The following is a 17,461-nucleotide window of genomic DNA, read 5'->3' as shown; positions in this document are numbered from 1 at the left end:
GCGGGGTGAAGCTGGGTTACATCATGCCGCCCATGCCACCCATGCCGCCCATGTCTGGCATACCGCCGCCAGCAGAGCCTTCAGCTTTCGGCTTGTCAGCAATCGCAACTTCGGTGGTCAACAGCAGACCAGCGATCGAAGCGGCTGCTTGCAGTGCCGAACGGGTCACCTTGGTTGGGTCCAGGATACCCATTTCGACCATATCGCCGTATTCGCTGGTGGCAGCGTTGTAGCCGTAGTTGCCTTTACCGTTCTTGACTTCGTTAACCACAACACTTGGCTCGTCGCCGCTGTTGGAAGCGATCTGGCGCAGTGGCGATTCAACGGCACGACGCAGAACAGCGATACCTACGTTCTGGTCAGCGTTGTCGCCTTTGAGGTCAACCAGAGCTTCCAGAGCACGGATCAGCGCAACGCCACCGCCAGGTACCACGCCTTCTTCAACGGCTGCGCGGGTTGCGTGCAGGGCGTCTTCAACGCGGGCTTTTTTCTCTTTCATTTCAACTTCGGAACCGGCGCCAACCTTGATGACTGCAACGCCGCCGGACAGCTTGGCCAGACGCTCTTGCAGTTTTTCACGGTCGTAGTCCGAGGAAGTCTCGGCAACCTGGGCGCGGATCTGGTTGATGCGCGACTGGATGTCGCCTTCAACGCCAGCACCGTCAACGATGATGGTGTTTTCCTTGGAGATGGTCACACGCTTGGCGCTGCCCAGGTTTTCCAGGGTGGCACTTTCCAGGCTCAGGCCGATCTCTTCGGAGATAACGGTACCGCCGGTCAACACGGCGATGTCCTGCAGCATGGCTTTGCGACGGTCGCCAAAGCCTGGAGCCTTGACGGCCGCGACTTTAACGATACCGCGCATGTTGTTCACAACCAGAGTCGCCAGGGCTTCGCCTTCAACGTCTTCGGAAACGATCAGCAGTGGGCGGCCGGCTTTAGCCACGGCTTCCAGTACTGGCAGCATTTCACGGATGTTGGAGATCTTTTTGTCGACCAGCAGGATCAGCGGGCTTTCCAGCTCGGCAACCATGGTTTCTGGCTTGTTAACGAAGTATGGGGACAGGTAGCCACGGTCGAACTGCATGCCTTCTACAACCGACAGTTCGTTTTCCAGGCCAGTGCCTTCTTCAACGGTAATTACGCCTTCTTTGCCGACTTTTTCCATGGCTTCGGCAATGATGTCGCCGATGGAGCTGTCGGAGTTGGCGGAGATGGTGCCTACCTGAGCGATAGCCTTGGTGTCAGCGCATGGCTTGGACAGGTTTTTCAGCTCGGCAACAACAGCGATGGTCGCCTTGTCGATGCCGCGCTTGAGGTCCATCGGGTTCATGCCGGCAGCGACGGCCTTGAGGCCTTCGTTAACGATCGACTGAGCCAGTACGGTAGCGGTGGTGGTACCGTCGCCTGCGTCATCGTTGGCACGGGAGGCAACGTCTTTGACCAGCTGCGCGCCCATGTTTTCGAAACGGTCTTCCAGTTCGATCTCTTTGGCTACGGAAACGCCGTCCTTGGTAATGGTCGGAGCGCCGAAGCTCTTCTCGATAATCACGTTACGGCCTTTTGGGCCCAGGGTCGCTTTTACTGCGTCAGCCAGGATGTTGACACCGGTGAGCATTTTCTTGCGGGCGGAATCGCCGAATTTAACTTCTTTAGCAGCCATGATCGATATTCCTTAAATACTTTGTAGTAGCGGGAAATTGAGCGGGGAATCAGCCTTCGATAACAGCGAGAATCTCGTTCTCAGCCATTACCAGCAGGTCTTCGCCGTCTACTTTCACAGTGTTGCTGCCGGAGTAAGGGCCGAACACAACCTTGTCACCCACTTTTACGGCCAGCGCACGTACTTCACCGTTATCCAGTACTCGGCCGGTGCCTACAGCGAGGATCTCGCCGCTGTTGGCTTTTTCAGCAGCCGAACCTGGCAGAACGATACCGCCAGCGGTTTTCTTTTCTTCTTCGCTGCGACGGATAACGACGCGGTCATGCAGAGGACGAAGCTTCATTGTCGATCTCTCCTAATTTGTGGTTTTCAGCGGCCGGTGTAGTCCCGGCGGGTTAGCAAATCCGGCAGTGCCGGGTGCGGCTCGGCAAGCGAACCGCGGAAGTCTGTCTGGTGATCGTCACCAGAAACCTTGCGGTGACCGTTACATAAGGGCGTAGAAGCTGATTACAAGGGCCGGAAGGTGAATTTTTTTTGCCCGCAGGCAACGAAAATGACACACGGCACCCGAAGGTGCCGTGGACAGGAAGCAATTACTTGGAGTCACGGTGCTCGAATTCGCCTTCGATCACTGTCGGCTCACGCCCCAGGGGTTGACGGGGCGTCGGGCCGCCGCGCGGTTGCAGGTCGTCGGCGAAGGCACGCTGGCGAATCGCTTGTTCCTCGGCGCGTTGACGCATCTTGTTGGCCAGCAGCCGGCGGGTAATCGGCAGGAGCATCACCAGGCCAAACACGCTGCTGATAAACCCGGGAACGATCAACAGACCGCCACCCAGGGCCATCATCAGGCCTTCGAGCATGGTCTGGGCAGGCAACTCACCGCGGTTCAGGCTTTCACGAGCCCGCAGGGCGGTGGCCAGGCCGGCGATGCGCAGCACGAACACGCCGAGCATCGAGCCGAGAATAATCAGCAGCAGCGCCGGGAAGAAGCCGATGGCGGCACTGACTTTGACGAATACGAACAGCTCTAGCACCGGAAACAGCAGAAAGAGCAATAGAAAAGGGCGCATCAAATGGTTCCTCAACGCAAGAGTGCCTTGCAAGTAGAACCTAGATGACGTCGCCGTTTCGTGAATTCAAGCCTGGGCCTGTGCCTTTTTTGGCCATTGCTCGGCATGAGCCAGCAAAACCAGGGCCTCGCGCACTTGTGTCGGCGTATTGCAAGGCTGCGCAAAAGGCAACCAATGCAGGGCCTGGCCAATGCGCAGGTGCATACCTTCGGTGTCGATGCCCGCCAGTTGCGCCGGTTCGCCGGTCGGCAACCCGGCCAGTTCGACGTAATGGGCGATGGCCTTGGCGTGATCGCTGTTCATGTGCTCGACCATGCTCACCTCGGCCTTGCCGGCAAAGGGGTTGGCCAGGGTCAAGTCGTCAACCCAGTGAATCGCGCCGAACCCGCCGATGTAGCGGTGGCGCACCGGTTTCAGTACCCAGAAGTCGAAATCATGGGCCCGGTGATAGTTCGCCGAGTCGGGAAAGTAGCGGTAATAACGTTCGGCGGCCGCTTCAATGGCGGCCGCGTCGTCGAGCTTCTGTGCCTCGCCCAGGTAGGTTAGGCGGCCGACAGCTTGTACGTCATCGGCACCGCGCTCGCCCACCAGCAGCGAACACCTGGGGTCTTTTTGCAGGTTATGGGTGTGCTGGGCGATACGGCTGATAAGAATCAGCGGCCAGCCCTGCTCGTCCAGGCAGTAAGGCACCACCGAACCAAAGGGAAAACCAGGCATGGACTTGGAGTGCGTGGCCAATGCGCCACGGTATTCCTTGAGCAGCAATTCTCGGGCATGCTTGGCAGCTTCAACGCTCAACTTATGACTCCTTATATAGAAACCGTCGAAAACGGACGGGCGACCGGATAGCGGTTCCAGTGTCGCCAGCAGGGCAATTCTCATCTGCAGCCAAGCCGCACAGGCACGCAGGATGGCCCTGGATTAGGAAACCACTCAGACCTGCCAACGGGGCATGCGAATGCAACTCACTGACAAAGTAATCATTATCACCGGCGGTTGCCAGGGTTTGGGCCGGGCCATGGCCGAGTATTTCGCTGCCAAAGGCGCGAAGCTGGCCTTGGTGGATTTGAATCAGGCCAAACTCGATGACGCCGTCCAGGCGTGCCAGGCCGCCGGCGCCCAAGCCCGCGCCTACCTGTGCAACGTTGCCGACGAAGAACAGGTGGGCCACATGGTCGCTCAAGTCGCGGCGGATTTCGGTGCGATTCACGGTTTGATTAACAATGCCGGCATCCTGCGAGATGGCCTGCTGCTCAAGGTCAAGGACGGCGAAATGACCAAGATGAGCCTGGCCCAATGGCAAGCGGTGATCGACGTCAACCTGACCGGCGTGTTCCTGTGCACCCGGGAAGTGGCGGCGAAAATGGTCGAACTGAAGAACAGCGGCGCGATCATCAACATTTCGTCGATCTCCCGCGCCGGCAACGTCGGCCAGACTAACTATTCCGCGGCCAAGGCGGGCGTCGCCGCAGCCACCGTGACCTGGGCCAAGGAACTGGCACGCTACGGCATCCGTGTGGCCGGCATCGCACCGGGCTTTATCGAAACCGAAATGACCCTGGGCATGAAGCCCGAAGCCCTGGAGAAAATGACCTCGGGCATCCCCCTCAAGCGCATGGGCAAGCCCGATGAAATCGCCCATTCGGCGGCGTACATCTTCGAAAACGACTACTACACCGGGCGCATCCTGGAGTTGGATGGCGGCTTGCGCCTCTAGGCGCCGCCACACTCATGTGGGAGCGAACTCCCGCTCCCACAGGTTTGAATCTCAATCGTCGCTGATGGTGATGTTCGGCATCGCCGGCGATGCGGCTTCCTGCAGCACAATCCGCGCACCAACCTGGCGGGCCAGTTCCTGGTAGACCATGGCGATCTGGCTGTCCGGCTCGGCAATCACCGTCGGCTTGCCCGCATCGGCCTGCTCGCGGATCAGCATCGACAGCGGCAACGACGCCAACAGCTCAACGCCAAACTGCGTGGCCAGTTTCTCGCCACCACCCTCACCGAACAGATGCTCGGCGTGCCCGCAATTGGAGCAGATGTGCACGGCCATGTTTTCCACCACGCCCAGTACCGGGATGTGGACCTTGCGGAACATTTCCACGCCTTTGCGCGCATCCAGCAGCGCCAGGTCCTGGGGGGTGGTGACGATTACCGCACCGGCCACCGGGACTTTCTGCGCCAGGGTCAGTTGGATATCGCCGGTGCCTGGCGGCATGTCGATCACCAGGTAGTCCAGGTCGCCCCAGGCGGTTTGCGTCACCAGTTGCAGCAACGCGCCGGAAACCATCGGCCCGCGCCACACCATGGGCGTGTTCTCATCGGTCAGGAAGGCCATGGACATGACTTCGACACCATGGGCCTCAATCGGCACAAACCACTTCTGGTCCTTGATTTTCGGGCGGGTGCCTTCGGCAATGCCGAACATGATGCCCTGGCTCGGGCCGTAAATATCGGCATCGAGAATGCCCACCCGGGCGCCCTCGCGGGCCAGGGCCAGCGCCAGGTTGGCGGCGGTGGTGGACTTGCCCACGCCGCCCTTGCCGGAGGCCACGGCCACCACGTTCTTCACGTTGGCCAGGCCCGGGATCTGCGCCTGCGCCTTGTGCGCGGCGATCACGCTGTTGACTTCGACCCGCGCCGTCAGCACGCCCTCGAGTTGTTCGATGGCCAACTGCAGCAACTGCGCCCAGCCACTCTTGAACAGGCCGGCGGCGTAGCCGATTTCGAGCTTGACGCTGACCCGGTCCCCCTCGATCTCGATGCTGCGTACACACCCGGCGCTGACCGGGTCCTGGTTCAGATAGGGGTCGGTGTATTGGCGAAGGACGGCTTCCACCGCTGCGCGATTGACGGCGCTCATGGGTTACTCCGATAGCGGGACAGGGAAAATCAGGTGGCTATCCTACCCGTTTAAGCGCCATGGCGGACATGCCCGGGCGCCGCACCCGCCACGCAACGCCGCAGACAGGGTGAAAAAACTGCGCCGGCGCTTTATAGTGGCCGACCTCCGTTTCATCAAGTAGCCGAGCCCCATGTCCGAGCCACGCAAGATCCTCGTCACCAGCGCCCTGCCCTATGCCAATGGTTCCATCCACCTTGGCCACATGCTTGAGTACATCCAGACCGACATGTGGGTGCGCTTCCAGAAGCAACGCGGCAATCAATGCATCTACGTCTGCGCAGACGACGCCCACGGCTCGGCCATCATGTTGCGCGCAGAAAAAGAAGGCATCACCCCGGAACAACTGATCGCCAACGTGCAAGCCGAGCACAGCGGCGACTTCGCCGACTTCCTGGTGGACTTCGACAATTTCCACTCCACTCACGCCGAAGAAAACCGTGAGCTGTCGAGCCAGATCTACCTCAAGCTGCGTGATGCCGGGCACATTGCCACGCGCTCGATCACCCAGTATTTCGACCCGGAAAAGAAAATGTTCCTGGCCGACCGCTTCATCAAGGGCACCTGCCCCAAATGCGGCACCGAAGACCAGTACGGCGACAACTGCGAAAAATGCGGCGCCACTTACGCGCCCACTGACCTCAAGGACCCGAAATCGGCGATTTCCGGCGCCACCCCGGTGCTCAGGGACTCCCAGCATTTCTTCTTCAAGCTGCCGGACTTCCAGGACATGCTGCAAGCCTGGACCCGCAGCGGCACCCTGCAGGAAGCCGTGGCCAACAAGCTCGCTGAGTGGCTCGACGCCGGCCTGCAGCAGTGGGACATCTCCCGCGATGCGCCGTACTTCGGTTTCGAGATCCCGGATGAGCCAGGCAAATACTTCTACGTGTGGCTGGACGCGCCCATCGGCTACATGGCCAGCTTCAAGAACCTCTGCGCACGCCGCCCGGAGCTGGAGTTCGACGCGTTCTGGGGCAAGGACTCCACCGCCGAGCTGTATCACTTCATCGGCAAGGACATCGTCAACTTCCACGCGCTGTTCTGGCCCGCCATGCTCGAAGGCGCCGGCTACCGCAAGCCGACCGCAATCAACGTGCACGGCTACCTGACCGTCAACGGCCAGAAGATGTCCAAGTCCCGCGGCACCTTCATCAAGGCCCGAACCTACCTTGACCACCTCGCGCCGGAATACCTGCGCTACTACTACGCCTCCAAGCTGGGCCGTGGTGTGGACGACCTGGACCTGAACCTCGAAGACTTCGTGCAGAAGGTCAACTCCGACCTGGTGGGCAAGGTCGTCAACATCGCCAGCCGTTGCGCAGGTTTTATCCACAAGGGCAATGCCGGCGTGCTGGTGGCAGGCAATGCCGCGCCGGAACTGACCGAAGCCTTTCTTAGCGCTGCGCCAAGCATTGCCGAGGCCTATGAAGCCCGCGACTTTGCCCGCGCCATGCGCGAAACCATGGCCCTGGCCGACCGCGCCAACGCCTGGATCGCCGACAAAGCGCCGTGGTCGCTGAACAAACAGGAAGGCAAGCAGGATGAAGTCCAGGCCATCTGCGCGCTGGGCATCAACCTGTTCCGCCAACTGGTGATCTTCCTCAAACCTGTGCTGCCGCTGCTGGCCGCCGACGCCGAGGCGTTCCTCAACGTGCCGCCGCTGACCTGGGACGACCACACCACCTTGCTGAGCAACCATCAGCTCAACGAGTTCAAGCCGTTGATGACCCGCATCGACCCGGTAAAGGTTCAGGCGATGACCGATGCGTCCAAAGAAGACCTGGTCGCCAGCCAGACCGACACCGGCGCTGCCCCACAAGGCAACGGCGAACTGGCCAAGGACCCGCTGTCTGCCGAGATCGACTTCGACGCCTTTGCCGCCGTTGACCTGCGCGTGGCCCTGATCCTCAAGGCCGAAGCCGTGGAAGGCGCCGACAAACTGCTGCGCCTGACCCTGGACATCGGTGACGAGCAACGCAATGTGTTCTCGGGCATCAAGAGCGCTTACCCAGACCCGGCCAAGCTCGAAGGGCGCCTGACCATGATGATCGCCAACCTCAAGCCGCGCAAAATGCGCTTCGGCGTCTCTGAAGGCATGGTGATGGCTGCCGGCCCTGGCGGCGAAGAAATCTACCTGCTCAGCCCTGATAGCGGCGCCAAGCCAGGCCAGCGCATCAAGTAACGCACCGCGCAGGCCCGATCCCACGACCACTTGCCGGTGGCCGTGGGATTTTCTTATCTGGCCGGCCCTGCCCGCTTGCCCTAGGCTTGAGGCAATCCGCTCGCCCAACCCGGCACCACCATGACCGACCTCCTGTTCACGCTTGCCAGCGCTGCCCTGATTAACAACCTCATCCTGCATTGGCCGCTGGGCAGCGACACGCTGCTGGCCGACGCCGATCGCCTGCGCATCCATGCCCTAGGCCTGGCCACCACTTGCCTGATGCTGAGCAACGCCCTGCTCGGGCACCTGCTGTATGAATGGCTGCTGCACCCCCTGGGCCTGACCGGGTTGCGCCTGTTTGTCTTGCTGGCGTTGGCCGTCGGCCTGATCGGCCCGGTACTGAAGCTGCTGGCGCGGGTGTTACCACGGCTACCGCTTGCCGGGCTCTGGCCGCTGTTGCTGGGCAATGCGGCGATACTGGGCGCAGGTTTGCTGGGCAGCCAGGCAGAGCGCGGGCTCGGCGCAACACTGGCGCTGGGCCTGGGTGGCGGCTTGGGCTTTTGGCTGGTATTAAGCCTGTTCGATGATTTACGCCAGCGCACCCGAGACAACGATATCGCCCTGCCCTTTCGTGGCCTGCCGATCGAGCTGATTAGCGCCGGATTGATCGGCGTGGCGTTTCTCGGTTTTACCGGACTGTTCAACCCATGAGCCTGATTCAACGTATCGACGCCCTACTGCCGCAAACCCAATGCGGCAAATGCGGCCACCCCGGGTGCAAGCCCTACGCCGAAGGCATCGCCAAGGGCGAGGCCATCAACCGGTGCCCGCCGGGCGGCGCCGAAACCATCGCCGCCCTCGCCGAACTGCTCAAGGTGCCAGTACTGCAACTGGACCCGGAGCGTGGCAGCGCCCCGGCCCAGGTAGCGTACATCCGCGAGGCCGAGTGTATCGGTTGCACCAAGTGCATCCAGGCCTGCCCGGTGGACGCGATTGTCGGCGCCGCCAAGCTGATGCACACGGTCATCATCGACGAGTGCACCGGGTGCGACCTGTGCGTGGCGCCTTGCCCGGTGGACTGCATCGACCTGCTGCCGCTGCCCTTGACCACCGTAGTACCCATCGTCGGCGGGCTGGCCCACAGCCCGCAAGAGCAACAGGCCCGTAGCGCCAAGCGCAACCACGCACGCCGCCGCTTTGAACAACGCAACGCCCGTTTGCGCCGTGATGAAGAACGCAAGCAAGCCCGCGCCAAAGGTCCCGCCATCACGGCCGAAACGCCTGACAACCCGATACACGCCGCGATTGAACGGGTGCGCGCGCAAAAAGCCGTGGCCGCCGACGTCGCGTTGAAAAAAGCCAAGATCGACCTGGCCATGAGCCGCGCACAGTTGCACAAAACCCTGAAAGCCTTCGGCCACCCACCAACCTTCGAGCAACAGACCCAACTGAGGCTGCTGGCCCAACAATTCGAAGCCGCCGAACTGGCCCTGGCCCACATACAACCGGCCACGCCCGCCGCCCCTGCACCGCGGGACGTCGAACTGAAAAAAGCCAAGATCCAACTGGCCACCCGCCGTGCCGAACTGAAAAAAGCCCAGGCCGACGGCGCACCCGCCGAGCGCCTGCAAGCGTTGCGGGAAACTCTGGGCCAGGCCGAACATGCCCTGCACCAAGCCGAAGACCAGAATGACCGCCCCGCGCCGCAGTTGCAGCGCACCGAGAAACGCCCCATCGACAGCCACCTGCGCCAGTTGAAAACCGAACTGGCCTACGCCCGCGCCGCCCTGAACAAACTGCAACGCCAACCCGGCGTCTCTGCCGAGCAACTGGCCCAGGCCCAAGCGCGATTGACCCAAGCAGAACGCCAGGTGCAAGACCATGTTGCCCCGTGAAGCGGCTGACCCGCGCCTGCAGCACGCCATGAAGCGAGTGCTACTGGCGACCATCCCTGGGCTCGCGGTGCTGCTGTGGCTGTACGGCTGGGGGCTGGCGATCAACCTACTGCTGGCCGCATCCACCGCCGTGGCGGTCGAAGCGCTAATCCTGCGCCTACGGCGACGGGCGGTCATGCCTGCGCTGAGCGATGGCAGTGCCCTGGTCAGCGCCGCCCTGCTGGCAATCGCCCTACCGGCCTTCTGCCCGTGGTGGCTGACGGTCAGCGCCACCGCTTGCGCCTTATTGTTTGGCAAGCATCTGTACGGCGGCGTCGGCCAAAACCCGTTCAACCCGGCCATGCTGGGCTATGCCCTGGTGCTGGTGTGCTTTCCCCATGCCATGACGCAGTGGCCCGGGCTCGCCAGCGTGAGCTTACCGGTAGCAATGCAACAGGTGTTCGGCATCGATTTCGGTGCGCCGCTGGCCGATGCCTGGAGCCAGGCCACAGTGCTGGACAGCCTGCGTATCAACAACAGCCTGACGGTGGATGAATTGTTCGCAAGCAACCCGGCGTTCGGCCATTGGGGCGGCAAAGGCAGCGAATGGGCCAACCTTGGATTCCTGGCCGGTGGCGCGTTTTTGCTGCAACAACGGATCATCACCTGGCATGCGCCGGTGGGCCTGCTGGCAGGTTTGTTCGTCATGGGCCTGCTGTTCTGGAACGGCACAGGCTCGGACTCCAACGGCTCGCCGCTGTTTCATTGGCTCAGCGGCGCCACTGTGCTGGGCGCGTTTTTTATCGTCACCGAGCCAGTGTCGGGGCCGCGCACGGCCAAGGCGCGGCTATGTTTCGGCGCAGGCGTCGGCATCCTCACCTACGTGATCCGCACCTGGGGCGGCTATCCCGATGGCCTGGCCTTCGCCGTGCTGCTGATGAACCTGGGCGTACCGGCTCTGGACCGGCTCTTTCCCGCCCCGGCGAGTGCCCCATGAGCCGCGCCCGGGGCGTACTGGTTCTATTGCTGCTGGCGGGCTCGGGCATCGCGGCCACTGCGTGGCTGCAACGATTCGCCACCCCACTGATCGCCACCCAGCAAAAAGCCCTGCAAAGCCAGAAAATACTTTCGCTCCTGCTCCCAGGCAGCTACGACAATCAGCCCCTCGACCAACCGCTGGCACTGGCCGAACCGCAACTGGCCACCAGTCGGCTGCTGGCCGGGTATCGAGCGACCCGGGCCGCACGACCCAGCGCGATCCTTTTGCACAGCCAGGTCCAGGGTTACGGCGGCCCGATCCAGCTGCTGATCGCCATCGGCGCGAACGGCAAATTGCTGGCCATCAAACCCCTGGCCCACAACGAGAGCCCAGGGCTTGGCGCGCAGATTGCGCTGACGCCCAACCCCTGGCTGGCGAGCTTCGCCGGCAAATCCCTTGGCAACCCGGCCGAGCCGGCCTGGGCCCTGAAGAAAGACAACGGCCAGTTCGACCAATTGGCCGGCGCCACCCTCACCTCCCGGGCCACCGTCAGCGCCGTGCATGACGCATTGCGCTACTTCGACGAGCACAGAGCCCAACTGCTTGGCGAGGGCGCCCATGACTAACGCCGTGACGCTGCGCAACAGCCTGCTCCTGGCGCCACTGCTAGGCGTTACTGGCAGCCTGGTCAATGCCCTCAGCTGGGGGCTGATGCTGCTGACAGTCGTCGTGGCCTATGCCGTAGCAATGAGAGGGCTACGCCCACGCTTGACAGAAAGCCTGCGCCTGCCCGCCAGCGTCGTTCTCGCAGCCACTTTCACCGGTTGTGCCGACTTGGCCTTGCAACTGCACAGTTTGCCTCTACATCACAGCCTGGGGTTTTACCCTGGGTTGATCGGGTTGCAATGCGTGGTGTTGGAGATGAACGGTTTCTTCATCCACGATACCTTGCGCCATAGGCTGCGCCTGTTGGGGCTGCCCGCCTGCTTGCTACTCTTCCTGGGCGCGGTGCGCGAACTGCTCGGCAGCGGCTCGCTGGGCAATCACTGGGGGTGGCTTGCTGGATCGATCGACGACTGCGGGGCGCTGTGGATCTGGGTAACGGCCGCCAGCCCCCATCTACTTGCGCTCACACCCGGCAGTTTCATCCTACTGGGGCTGCTCATCGCGGCCAGACAAGCCTGGGCTCGACGCGCGCGCCCTGACCGTCTAGACAAGGAATCCGACTACCCATGAATGCCGCAAAACGCCTGGAAATTTTCCGTCGATTCCACGAAGACAATCCGCAACCCAAAACCGAACTGGCCTACTCATCAGCGTTTGAGTTGCTAATTGCGGTAATCCTGTCTGCCCAATCCACCGATGTGGGCGTCAACAAAGCCACTGCCAAGCTGTTCCCGGTGGCCAACACCCCAGCCGCTATTCATGCCCTGGGGATCGAAGGGCTGTCGCACTACATCAAGACCATCGGCCTCTACAACAGCAAGGCCAAGAACGTCATCGAGACCTGCCGGTTGCTGGTCGAGCACCATGGCGGGGAAGTGCCCCAAACCCGTGAAGAGCTGGAGGCGCTCCCCGGCGTCGGCCGCAAGACCGCGAATGTAGTGCTCAACACCGCATTTCGCCAGTTGACCATGGCCGTCGATACCCACATCTTCCGCGTCAGCAACCGCACCGGCCTGGCGCCGGGCAAGAACGTGGTGGAAGTGGAAAAACAACTGATGAAATTCGTGCCCAAACAGTACCTGCTGGACTCGCACCATTGGCTGATCCTGCATGGGCGCTACGTGTGCCAGGCACGCAAGCCCCGCTGTGGTAGTTGCCGAATCGAAGACCTGTGCGAATACAAGGAAAAAAACTCGGACGATTGAGCTGCCATAGAGTTAGCTTATCAATCGATTGAAAAAATCTTTTTTACCCGCCAGCGGATTGTCGCTATAAGGGGCGCCAACGGCAGCCCAAGCTTGGAGTTAACCGATGAGCGCTGGTAAAGAACAACCCGACATAGACGACGACTTCACCGCCACCGAAGTAGAAGATGCCGAACCCGTGGTAGAGGTCGCCAAGACCAACCTCAGCAAGCGCCGCACCATCGACAATCTTCTCGAAGAACGGCGTCTACAAAGGCAACTTGCGGATTACGACTTTGATCTCTAAACCTTAAAAGCCTCCCAAAGTGGAGGCTTTTTGTTAACTGCGCAGCACCTTCAGCACCGTCTTCGTTTCAACCCCAACGTCCCGCCGCCACTCCCCCCCTGGCGCACAACTGTCAGTGCCTGAGCAGTCACTTCAAGCCGATAACACGAACCCTACCGAACAACCGGTGCAGGTCGCGCGCTCTTACCTGGCCTCAAACCAGACCATTACGTTGCGCCAACTCAATCAGATCAACCAAGGAACGAGCATTGAGCTTGAGCAACAAGCGGGTTTTGTAAGTGCTAACGGTCTTGTTGCTGAGGAACATCCCGTCGGCGATTTCCTTGTTGGTTTTCCCACGGGCCAGTTGTTGCAACACCATCATTTCTCGCCCCGACAAGCGATCGACCATATCGGCCTCACTGGCATTGCCAAGGCTCGAACGCACCGTGTGCAAGGCCTGGTTGGGGAAATAGCTATAGCCGGAAAGCACGGCCTTAATGGCGCTGAGCAGCTCCGTCAAGTCCTGCTGCTTGCAGACATAGCCCGCGGCGCCGGCTTGCATGCACCGCATGGAGAAATGTCCGGGAGCCTGGGAGGTGAGTACCAACACCTTGAAAGGCATTGCAGTGGAGGTAAGTCGCGCAATAACTTCCAGGCCATCGAGCTTGGGAATACCGATATCCAGGATAACAATATCGGGCATATGCTCGCGGGCAAGTTGCAATGCATCAACGCCATTATCCGTTTCCGCAATGACTTCATAGCCATGGCGCTCCATCAGCATGCGTACAGCAAGACGTATGACGGGATGATCATCCACGATCAGCACTTTATTCATGGGCAAGTCCAATTTTCGCTGTTCGAATTTTTAGAGTCAGCACAATAGCCTAGTCATTTACCCCTTGGGATGGCCTACCCCCCGGCCACTAACAGCCAGAGACCTTCCCTACAAGCATCACGGATTTGGACTACAAAAAAACATTAAAAATGGTGTGTCTTTAAATTAAATCGCGGGTATTCAGGCCTGCGTTACACGCTACTTTGTATCAGTTAGAGTCAAGCATCGGTCGTGAATCAGTCCGATCACAACACCCGCCAAATCACTTTTTGTTCCAGAGTATTAACAAAGTCGGCATAGTCATAAAAAATTCATATTTTCTGTACCGACAGAAAAACAGAGTAACAATTCAGCCGACCCATACAAAATAAAACTCAACAAGTCTTACATTTAAATAAAATCATCAACAAACTGGGAGTTACCAAAAGCCACGAGAGCACCTTCAAGGAAATAGACTACACAGCTTTCAGACTTCAGATCCGCGAAATTACATTTAACAGCCAAACCTTTCTCCCTTCAGCCATCAAAAAAACTTCTCCCTGATTGGAACACGTCTAGAATCATTTATAAGGAACCATAAGTAACTCATCTGCCGAAAATATAATCATTCCACAAAACATCTCACCCACCACACCATAAAGACGTCCCAACCAACCACTAGAAGCCTCTATATAAAAGTGAAAGAAAATGACCACACCACCAAAGAAAAGCGCCACTCCCATGACGATCATCGCGATCTTCGCTACCCTCTCGGAAACGTCGGCGGCCGTATCGCTTCCTTTCCTTGATTTCCAGGAACGTCAGGTTTATGTCTGGTTCCTGATTACCTTTCCGTTTTTTCTGATTTTGTTGTTCTTTGCCACCCTAAACTTCAACTACAAGTCACTTTATGCGCCGTCCGACTTTGAGAAAGGCAAACACTTTATAAAAATCATCGATGAGAAGCTAAAGCAAGAAAATTTAGCTAACAGCTCCACCGCCAACTTGCCGGATGAAGGAATGCCATCAAACTACCATAATTCGAACTTTTACCTTCCTGAAAGGCTGCGTAAACAGCCCCCACAGCATCCTGAGGTTCATTACCACAAGGATCATTACTCGTCAGGCAATGCCCAGGACCCACCTGCGCATGTGAATCTGTTCGCCGGCCATGGCGTACAGCACATACTGAACTTTCCTCGACTTTTATACGACCTGCACATTGTCGATACACGTTGGATTAGTACAAAAAAAGAAGCAGACGAATTGATGCACAAAGTTGAACAGAAAATCCAGAAATCATCCGACACAGGTTACTTGATTGTATTTTTGACCAATCAGAAATCCGCAAAACTTATGACCCAGAGCGATTGGAGCACAGCAAACGAAGAGAAGCACAAACGACACCCCTATATTTCTTACAACTTGAACAACTTTGCTTTAACCCTGTCCTACCAGGCCAATGGCTAATAACAAGAACAAACACCCGCGAGATCTGTTTATACATCATGCCATCACATACAACGGTTGTATTAAACGAATTCAATAAAAAAGGCCCTGCACTGCAGGGCCTTTTCTTATACACACCAGTTAAAACATCAAAACAGCTTGCGGCCCTTGTTGGCCGCAATGCGCATGCGCAATGCATTCAGTTTGATAAAGCCCGCTGCATCTTCCTGGTTATAAGCGCCACCATCTTCTTCAAAGGTCGCGATATTGGCATCGAACAGCGACTCATCGGACTTGCGCCCAGTGACAATCACATTGCCCTTGTACAATTTCAAGCGAACCACACCGTTCACGTGAGCCTGGGAAGCATCAATCATTTGTTGCAGCATCAAACGCTCAGGGCTCCACCAGTAGCCGGTATAGATCAGGCTGGCGTACTTGGGCATCAACTCATCTTTAAGGTGAGCGACCTCACGGTCCAGGGTGATGGACTCAATGGCGCGGTGCGCACGCAGCATGATGGTGCCGCCAGGGGTTTCGTAGCAGCCACGGGACTTCATACCGACGTAACGGTTCTCGACGATATCCAGACGACCGATACCATGTTCGCCACCGATGCGGTTCAGGGTGGCCAGAACGGTGGCCGGAGTCATTTCGACACCGTCCAGGGCAACGATATCGCCGTTACGGTAGGTCAATTCCAGATACTGCGGGGCATCGGGAGCCTTCTCCGGGGAGACGGTCCAACGCCACATGTCTTCTTCGTGCTCGGTCCAGGTGTCTTCCAGCACGCCACCTTCATAGGAGATGTGTAGCAGGTTGGCGTCCATCGAGTACGGGGATTTCTTTTTGCCATGACGCTCGATCGGAATGCCGTGCTTCTCGGCATAATCCATCAGCTTCTCGCGCGACAGCAGGTCCCATTCACGCCACGGCGCAATGACTTTCACACCCGGCTTGAGGGCGTAGGCGCCCAGCTCGAAACGCACCTGGTCGTTGCCTTTACCGGTCGCGCCATGGGAGATGGCATCGGCACCGGTTTCGTTGGCGATTTCGATCAGGCGCTTGGCGATCAACGGGCGGGCAATGGAAGTACCCAGCAGGTACTCGCCTTCGTAAACGGTGTTGGCGCGGAACATCGGGAAAACGAAATCACGCACAAATTCTTCGCGCAGGTCGTCGATGTAGATTTCTTTCACGCCCATGGCTTGTGCCTTGGCGCGTGCAGGTTCGACCTCTTCGCCCTGACCCAGGTCAGCGGTGAACGTCACCACTTCACAGTTGTAAGTATCCTGCAGCCACTTGAGGATCACCGAAGTGTCCAGGCCGCCGGAATACGCCAGAACGACCTTGTTTACGTCCGCCATGCCATCACTCCACCGGGTTCTACGGAAAGCCGACAAGTCTACCGTTCCAAGCGGATGATTTACAGTGGCGCGACAGCTTATGACGACCAAGCGACAGATTATGTCGATCGAGCGACTAGCGCTGCTTCAAGACGTCGCAGCTGCGTTGGGCGTGGAAGCGGCTTGCGGGGCCGGTTTCTCGACGGGCGCGACCCGTTGCAGATGAATGTTGACCCGACGGTTCTTGGCCCGGTTGGCAGAGTTGGTGTTGGCCACCAAGGGATAACGTTCGCCATGGAACCTGATGGTCACCTGGGATTCTTCTATGCCGTTGGCCTTGAAGAACTCCATCACCGCCAAGGCCCGGCGGCGCGACAAATCGCGGTTGGTCAAACGGTTGCCGCTGTTATCGGAGTGGCCGTCGAGTTCGATGTGGTTGACCGTGGGGTCGGCCTTCATATAGTCGAGCATCACTTGCAACTTGGCCTTGGCTTGCTCATCGAGCTCGATGCCGCCGCCCGGAAACCCAACCTGGCCCAGCTTCACTTGTTCGAAGTTCATGGGCAGGAGCTTGGCCACGCAACCTTGATAGTCGCTATAGGCCTTGCTGAATCGCACCGGCAACAGGCGGATTTCCGAAACCCCTGCGTCGCGGGAGTAGTGGCGCACCACAGGGCTGCGGCCGTCCATCAGACCGCTGATAAGCCGGCCAGCCTGGGCTTGAGAGCTGTTGAACAGTACATCGCCACTGCCACTTCTGACCGTCCCCAAGTTGATATCAGCACGCCCCGGCTGCCACGGGGCCGCCGCCGCCAGCAATGTCGCCGAGCCACCGCCGAGCAAGGCGTTAAAGGCTTTGAGGCGAAACGTCGCCTGCTCGCCCGCGCGGCGCACGAACTCGCCAGAGCCGAAATCGGTGATCGGCTGCGCCAGGCGACACTCGAACTTGTCGCCTTCGACCTTCCACTCAATGCTCTCCAGACGGGTCTGGAAAGTCAGGGCCATGGCCGGCAGGCTGGCAAACACACTGAGCAAGGCTAGATAACGCTGGCGCACGG

At 59.2% G+C, this 17,461-nt stretch carries 19 protein-coding genes; 10 read left to right on the top strand and 9 right to left on the bottom strand.

From position 1 onward, the window contains the following. Positions 1 to 16: 16 nt before the first annotated feature. The 4 genes from groL to CKW13_RS02095 form a co-directional block, all read right to left on the bottom strand. Positions 17 to 1,663: a chaperonin GroEL gene (gene groL / locus CKW13_RS02110; protein WP_095106486.1), complete on the bottom strand. Its 1,647-nt coding sequence runs from the start codon at positions 1,661 to 1,663 to the stop codon at positions 17 to 19. A gap of 49 nt (positions 1,664 to 1,712) precedes the next feature. Further along, positions 1,713 to 2,006, bottom strand: a complete 294-nt coding sequence (locus CKW13_RS02105) for a co-chaperone GroES (RefSeq protein ID WP_019827816.1) — start codon at positions 2,004 to 2,006, stop codon at positions 1,713 to 1,715. 250 nt (positions 2,007 to 2,256) lie between these two features. After that, positions 2,257 to 2,733, bottom strand: a complete 477-nt coding sequence (locus CKW13_RS02100; protein WP_095106484.1) for an FxsA family protein — start codon at positions 2,731 to 2,733, stop codon at positions 2,257 to 2,259. Positions 2,734 to 2,799: 66 nt separating this feature from the next. After that, positions 2,800 to 3,531, bottom strand: coding sequence for a HugZ family protein (locus CKW13_RS02095; RefSeq protein WP_095106482.1), 732 nt, complete (start codon positions 3,529 to 3,531; stop codon positions 2,800 to 2,802). A gap of 160 nt (positions 3,532 to 3,691) precedes the next feature. Between CKW13_RS02095 and CKW13_RS02090 the strand changes: the two genes are divergently transcribed. After that, complete coding sequence (locus CKW13_RS02090) at positions 3,692 to 4,450, top strand: SDR family oxidoreductase (protein WP_095106480.1); 759 nt, start codon at positions 3,692 to 3,694, stop codon at positions 4,448 to 4,450. A 51-nt stretch (positions 4,451 to 4,501) separates the two neighbouring features. On the opposite strand, the gene apbC is transcribed toward CKW13_RS02090, so the two are convergent. Next, a complete protein-coding gene (gene apbC / locus CKW13_RS02085; protein WP_095106479.1) occupies positions 4,502 to 5,596 on the bottom strand; it encodes an iron-sulfur cluster carrier protein ApbC in 1,095 nt (364 codons plus the stop codon). Positions 5,597 to 5,768: 172 nt separating this feature from the next. Between apbC and metG the strand changes: the two genes are divergently transcribed. The 8 genes from metG to CKW13_RS02045 all read left to right on the top strand — a co-directional run bounded on the left by metG (position 5,769) and on the right by CKW13_RS02045 (position 12,809). Further along, complete coding sequence (gene metG / locus CKW13_RS02080) at positions 5,769 to 7,817, top strand: methionine--tRNA ligase (RefSeq protein ID WP_095106477.1); 2,049 nt, start codon at positions 5,769 to 5,771, stop codon at positions 7,815 to 7,817. 120 nt (positions 7,818 to 7,937) lie between these two features. After that, positions 7,938 to 8,510: an Rnf-Nqr domain containing protein gene (locus CKW13_RS02075; protein WP_095106475.1), complete on the top strand. Its 573-nt coding sequence runs from the start codon at positions 7,938 to 7,940 to the stop codon at positions 8,508 to 8,510. Then, positions 8,507 to 9,694, top strand: a complete 1,188-nt coding sequence (gene rsxB / locus CKW13_RS02070) for an electron transport complex subunit RsxB (protein ID WP_095106473.1) — start codon at positions 8,507 to 8,509, stop codon at positions 9,692 to 9,694. The genes CKW13_RS02075 and rsxB overlap by 4 nt, the downstream gene beginning before the upstream one ends. After that, positions 9,681 to 10,670 (top strand): RnfABCDGE type electron transport complex subunit D, encoded by a 990-nt coding sequence (locus CKW13_RS02065; RefSeq protein WP_095106471.1) that lies wholly within the window; start codon positions 9,681 to 9,683, stop codon positions 10,668 to 10,670. The genes rsxB and CKW13_RS02065 overlap by 14 nt, the downstream gene beginning before the upstream one ends. Then, positions 10,667 to 11,278: an RnfABCDGE type electron transport complex subunit G gene (locus CKW13_RS02060; RefSeq protein ID WP_095106469.1), complete on the top strand. Its 612-nt coding sequence runs from the start codon at positions 10,667 to 10,669 to the stop codon at positions 11,276 to 11,278. Before CKW13_RS02065 ends, CKW13_RS02060 begins: the two co-directional genes overlap by 4 nt. Beyond that, positions 11,271 to 11,888, top strand: coding sequence for an Rnf-Nqr domain containing protein (locus tag CKW13_RS02055; RefSeq protein WP_095106467.1), 618 nt, complete (start codon positions 11,271 to 11,273; stop codon positions 11,886 to 11,888). The genes CKW13_RS02060 and CKW13_RS02055 overlap by 8 nt, the downstream gene beginning before the upstream one ends. Next, complete coding sequence (gene nth / locus CKW13_RS02050; RefSeq protein ID WP_095106465.1) at positions 11,885 to 12,523, top strand: endonuclease III; 639 nt, start codon at positions 11,885 to 11,887, stop codon at positions 12,521 to 12,523. Before CKW13_RS02055 ends, nth begins: the two co-directional genes overlap by 4 nt. A 106-nt stretch (positions 12,524 to 12,629) precedes the next feature. Next, positions 12,630 to 12,809, top strand: coding sequence for a PA3496 family putative envelope integrity protein (locus CKW13_RS02045; protein WP_095106462.1), 180 nt, complete (start codon positions 12,630 to 12,632; stop codon positions 12,807 to 12,809). Positions 12,810 to 13,002: 193 nt separating this feature from the next. Here CKW13_RS02045 and CKW13_RS02040 read toward each other — a convergent pair whose 3' ends face one another. Together CKW13_RS02040 and CKW13_RS24375 are read right to left on the bottom strand one after the other, a co-directional pair. Continuing rightward, positions 13,003 to 13,629, bottom strand: coding sequence for a response regulator transcription factor (locus CKW13_RS02040; protein WP_095106459.1), 627 nt, complete (start codon positions 13,627 to 13,629; stop codon positions 13,003 to 13,005). Positions 13,630 to 14,189: 560 nt separating this feature from the next. Then, positions 14,190 to 14,360: a hypothetical protein gene (locus tag CKW13_RS24375; RefSeq protein ID WP_176465016.1), complete on the bottom strand. Its 171-nt coding sequence runs from the start codon at positions 14,358 to 14,360 to the stop codon at positions 14,190 to 14,192. Here CKW13_RS24375 and CKW13_RS24670 point away from each other — a divergent pair. Then, complete coding sequence (locus tag CKW13_RS24670; protein WP_256576487.1) at positions 14,350 to 15,078, top strand: hypothetical protein; 729 nt, start codon at positions 14,350 to 14,352, stop codon at positions 15,076 to 15,078. The genes CKW13_RS24375 and CKW13_RS24670 overlap by 11 nt on opposite strands. 128 nt (positions 15,079 to 15,206) lie before the next feature. Here the strand turns inward: CKW13_RS24670 and CKW13_RS02030 are convergent, their stop codons facing one another. Beyond that, positions 15,207 to 16,424 (bottom strand): argininosuccinate synthase, encoded by a 1,218-nt coding sequence (locus CKW13_RS02030; protein WP_095106457.1) that lies wholly within the window; start codon positions 16,422 to 16,424, stop codon positions 15,207 to 15,209. 126 nt (positions 16,425 to 16,550) lie between these two features. Next, a complete protein-coding gene (locus CKW13_RS02025) occupies positions 16,551 to 17,459 on the bottom strand; it encodes an OmpA family protein (RefSeq protein ID WP_095107022.1) in 909 nt (302 codons plus the stop codon). Positions 17,460 to 17,461 lie beyond the last annotated feature (2 nt).

Source organism: Pseudomonas sp. Irchel 3E20 (assembly GCF_900187645.1).
Taxonomy (GTDB): domain Bacteria; phylum Pseudomonadota; class Gammaproteobacteria; order Pseudomonadales; family Pseudomonadaceae; genus Aquipseudomonas.
This window is presented reverse-complemented; position numbering and strand designations above follow the sequence as displayed.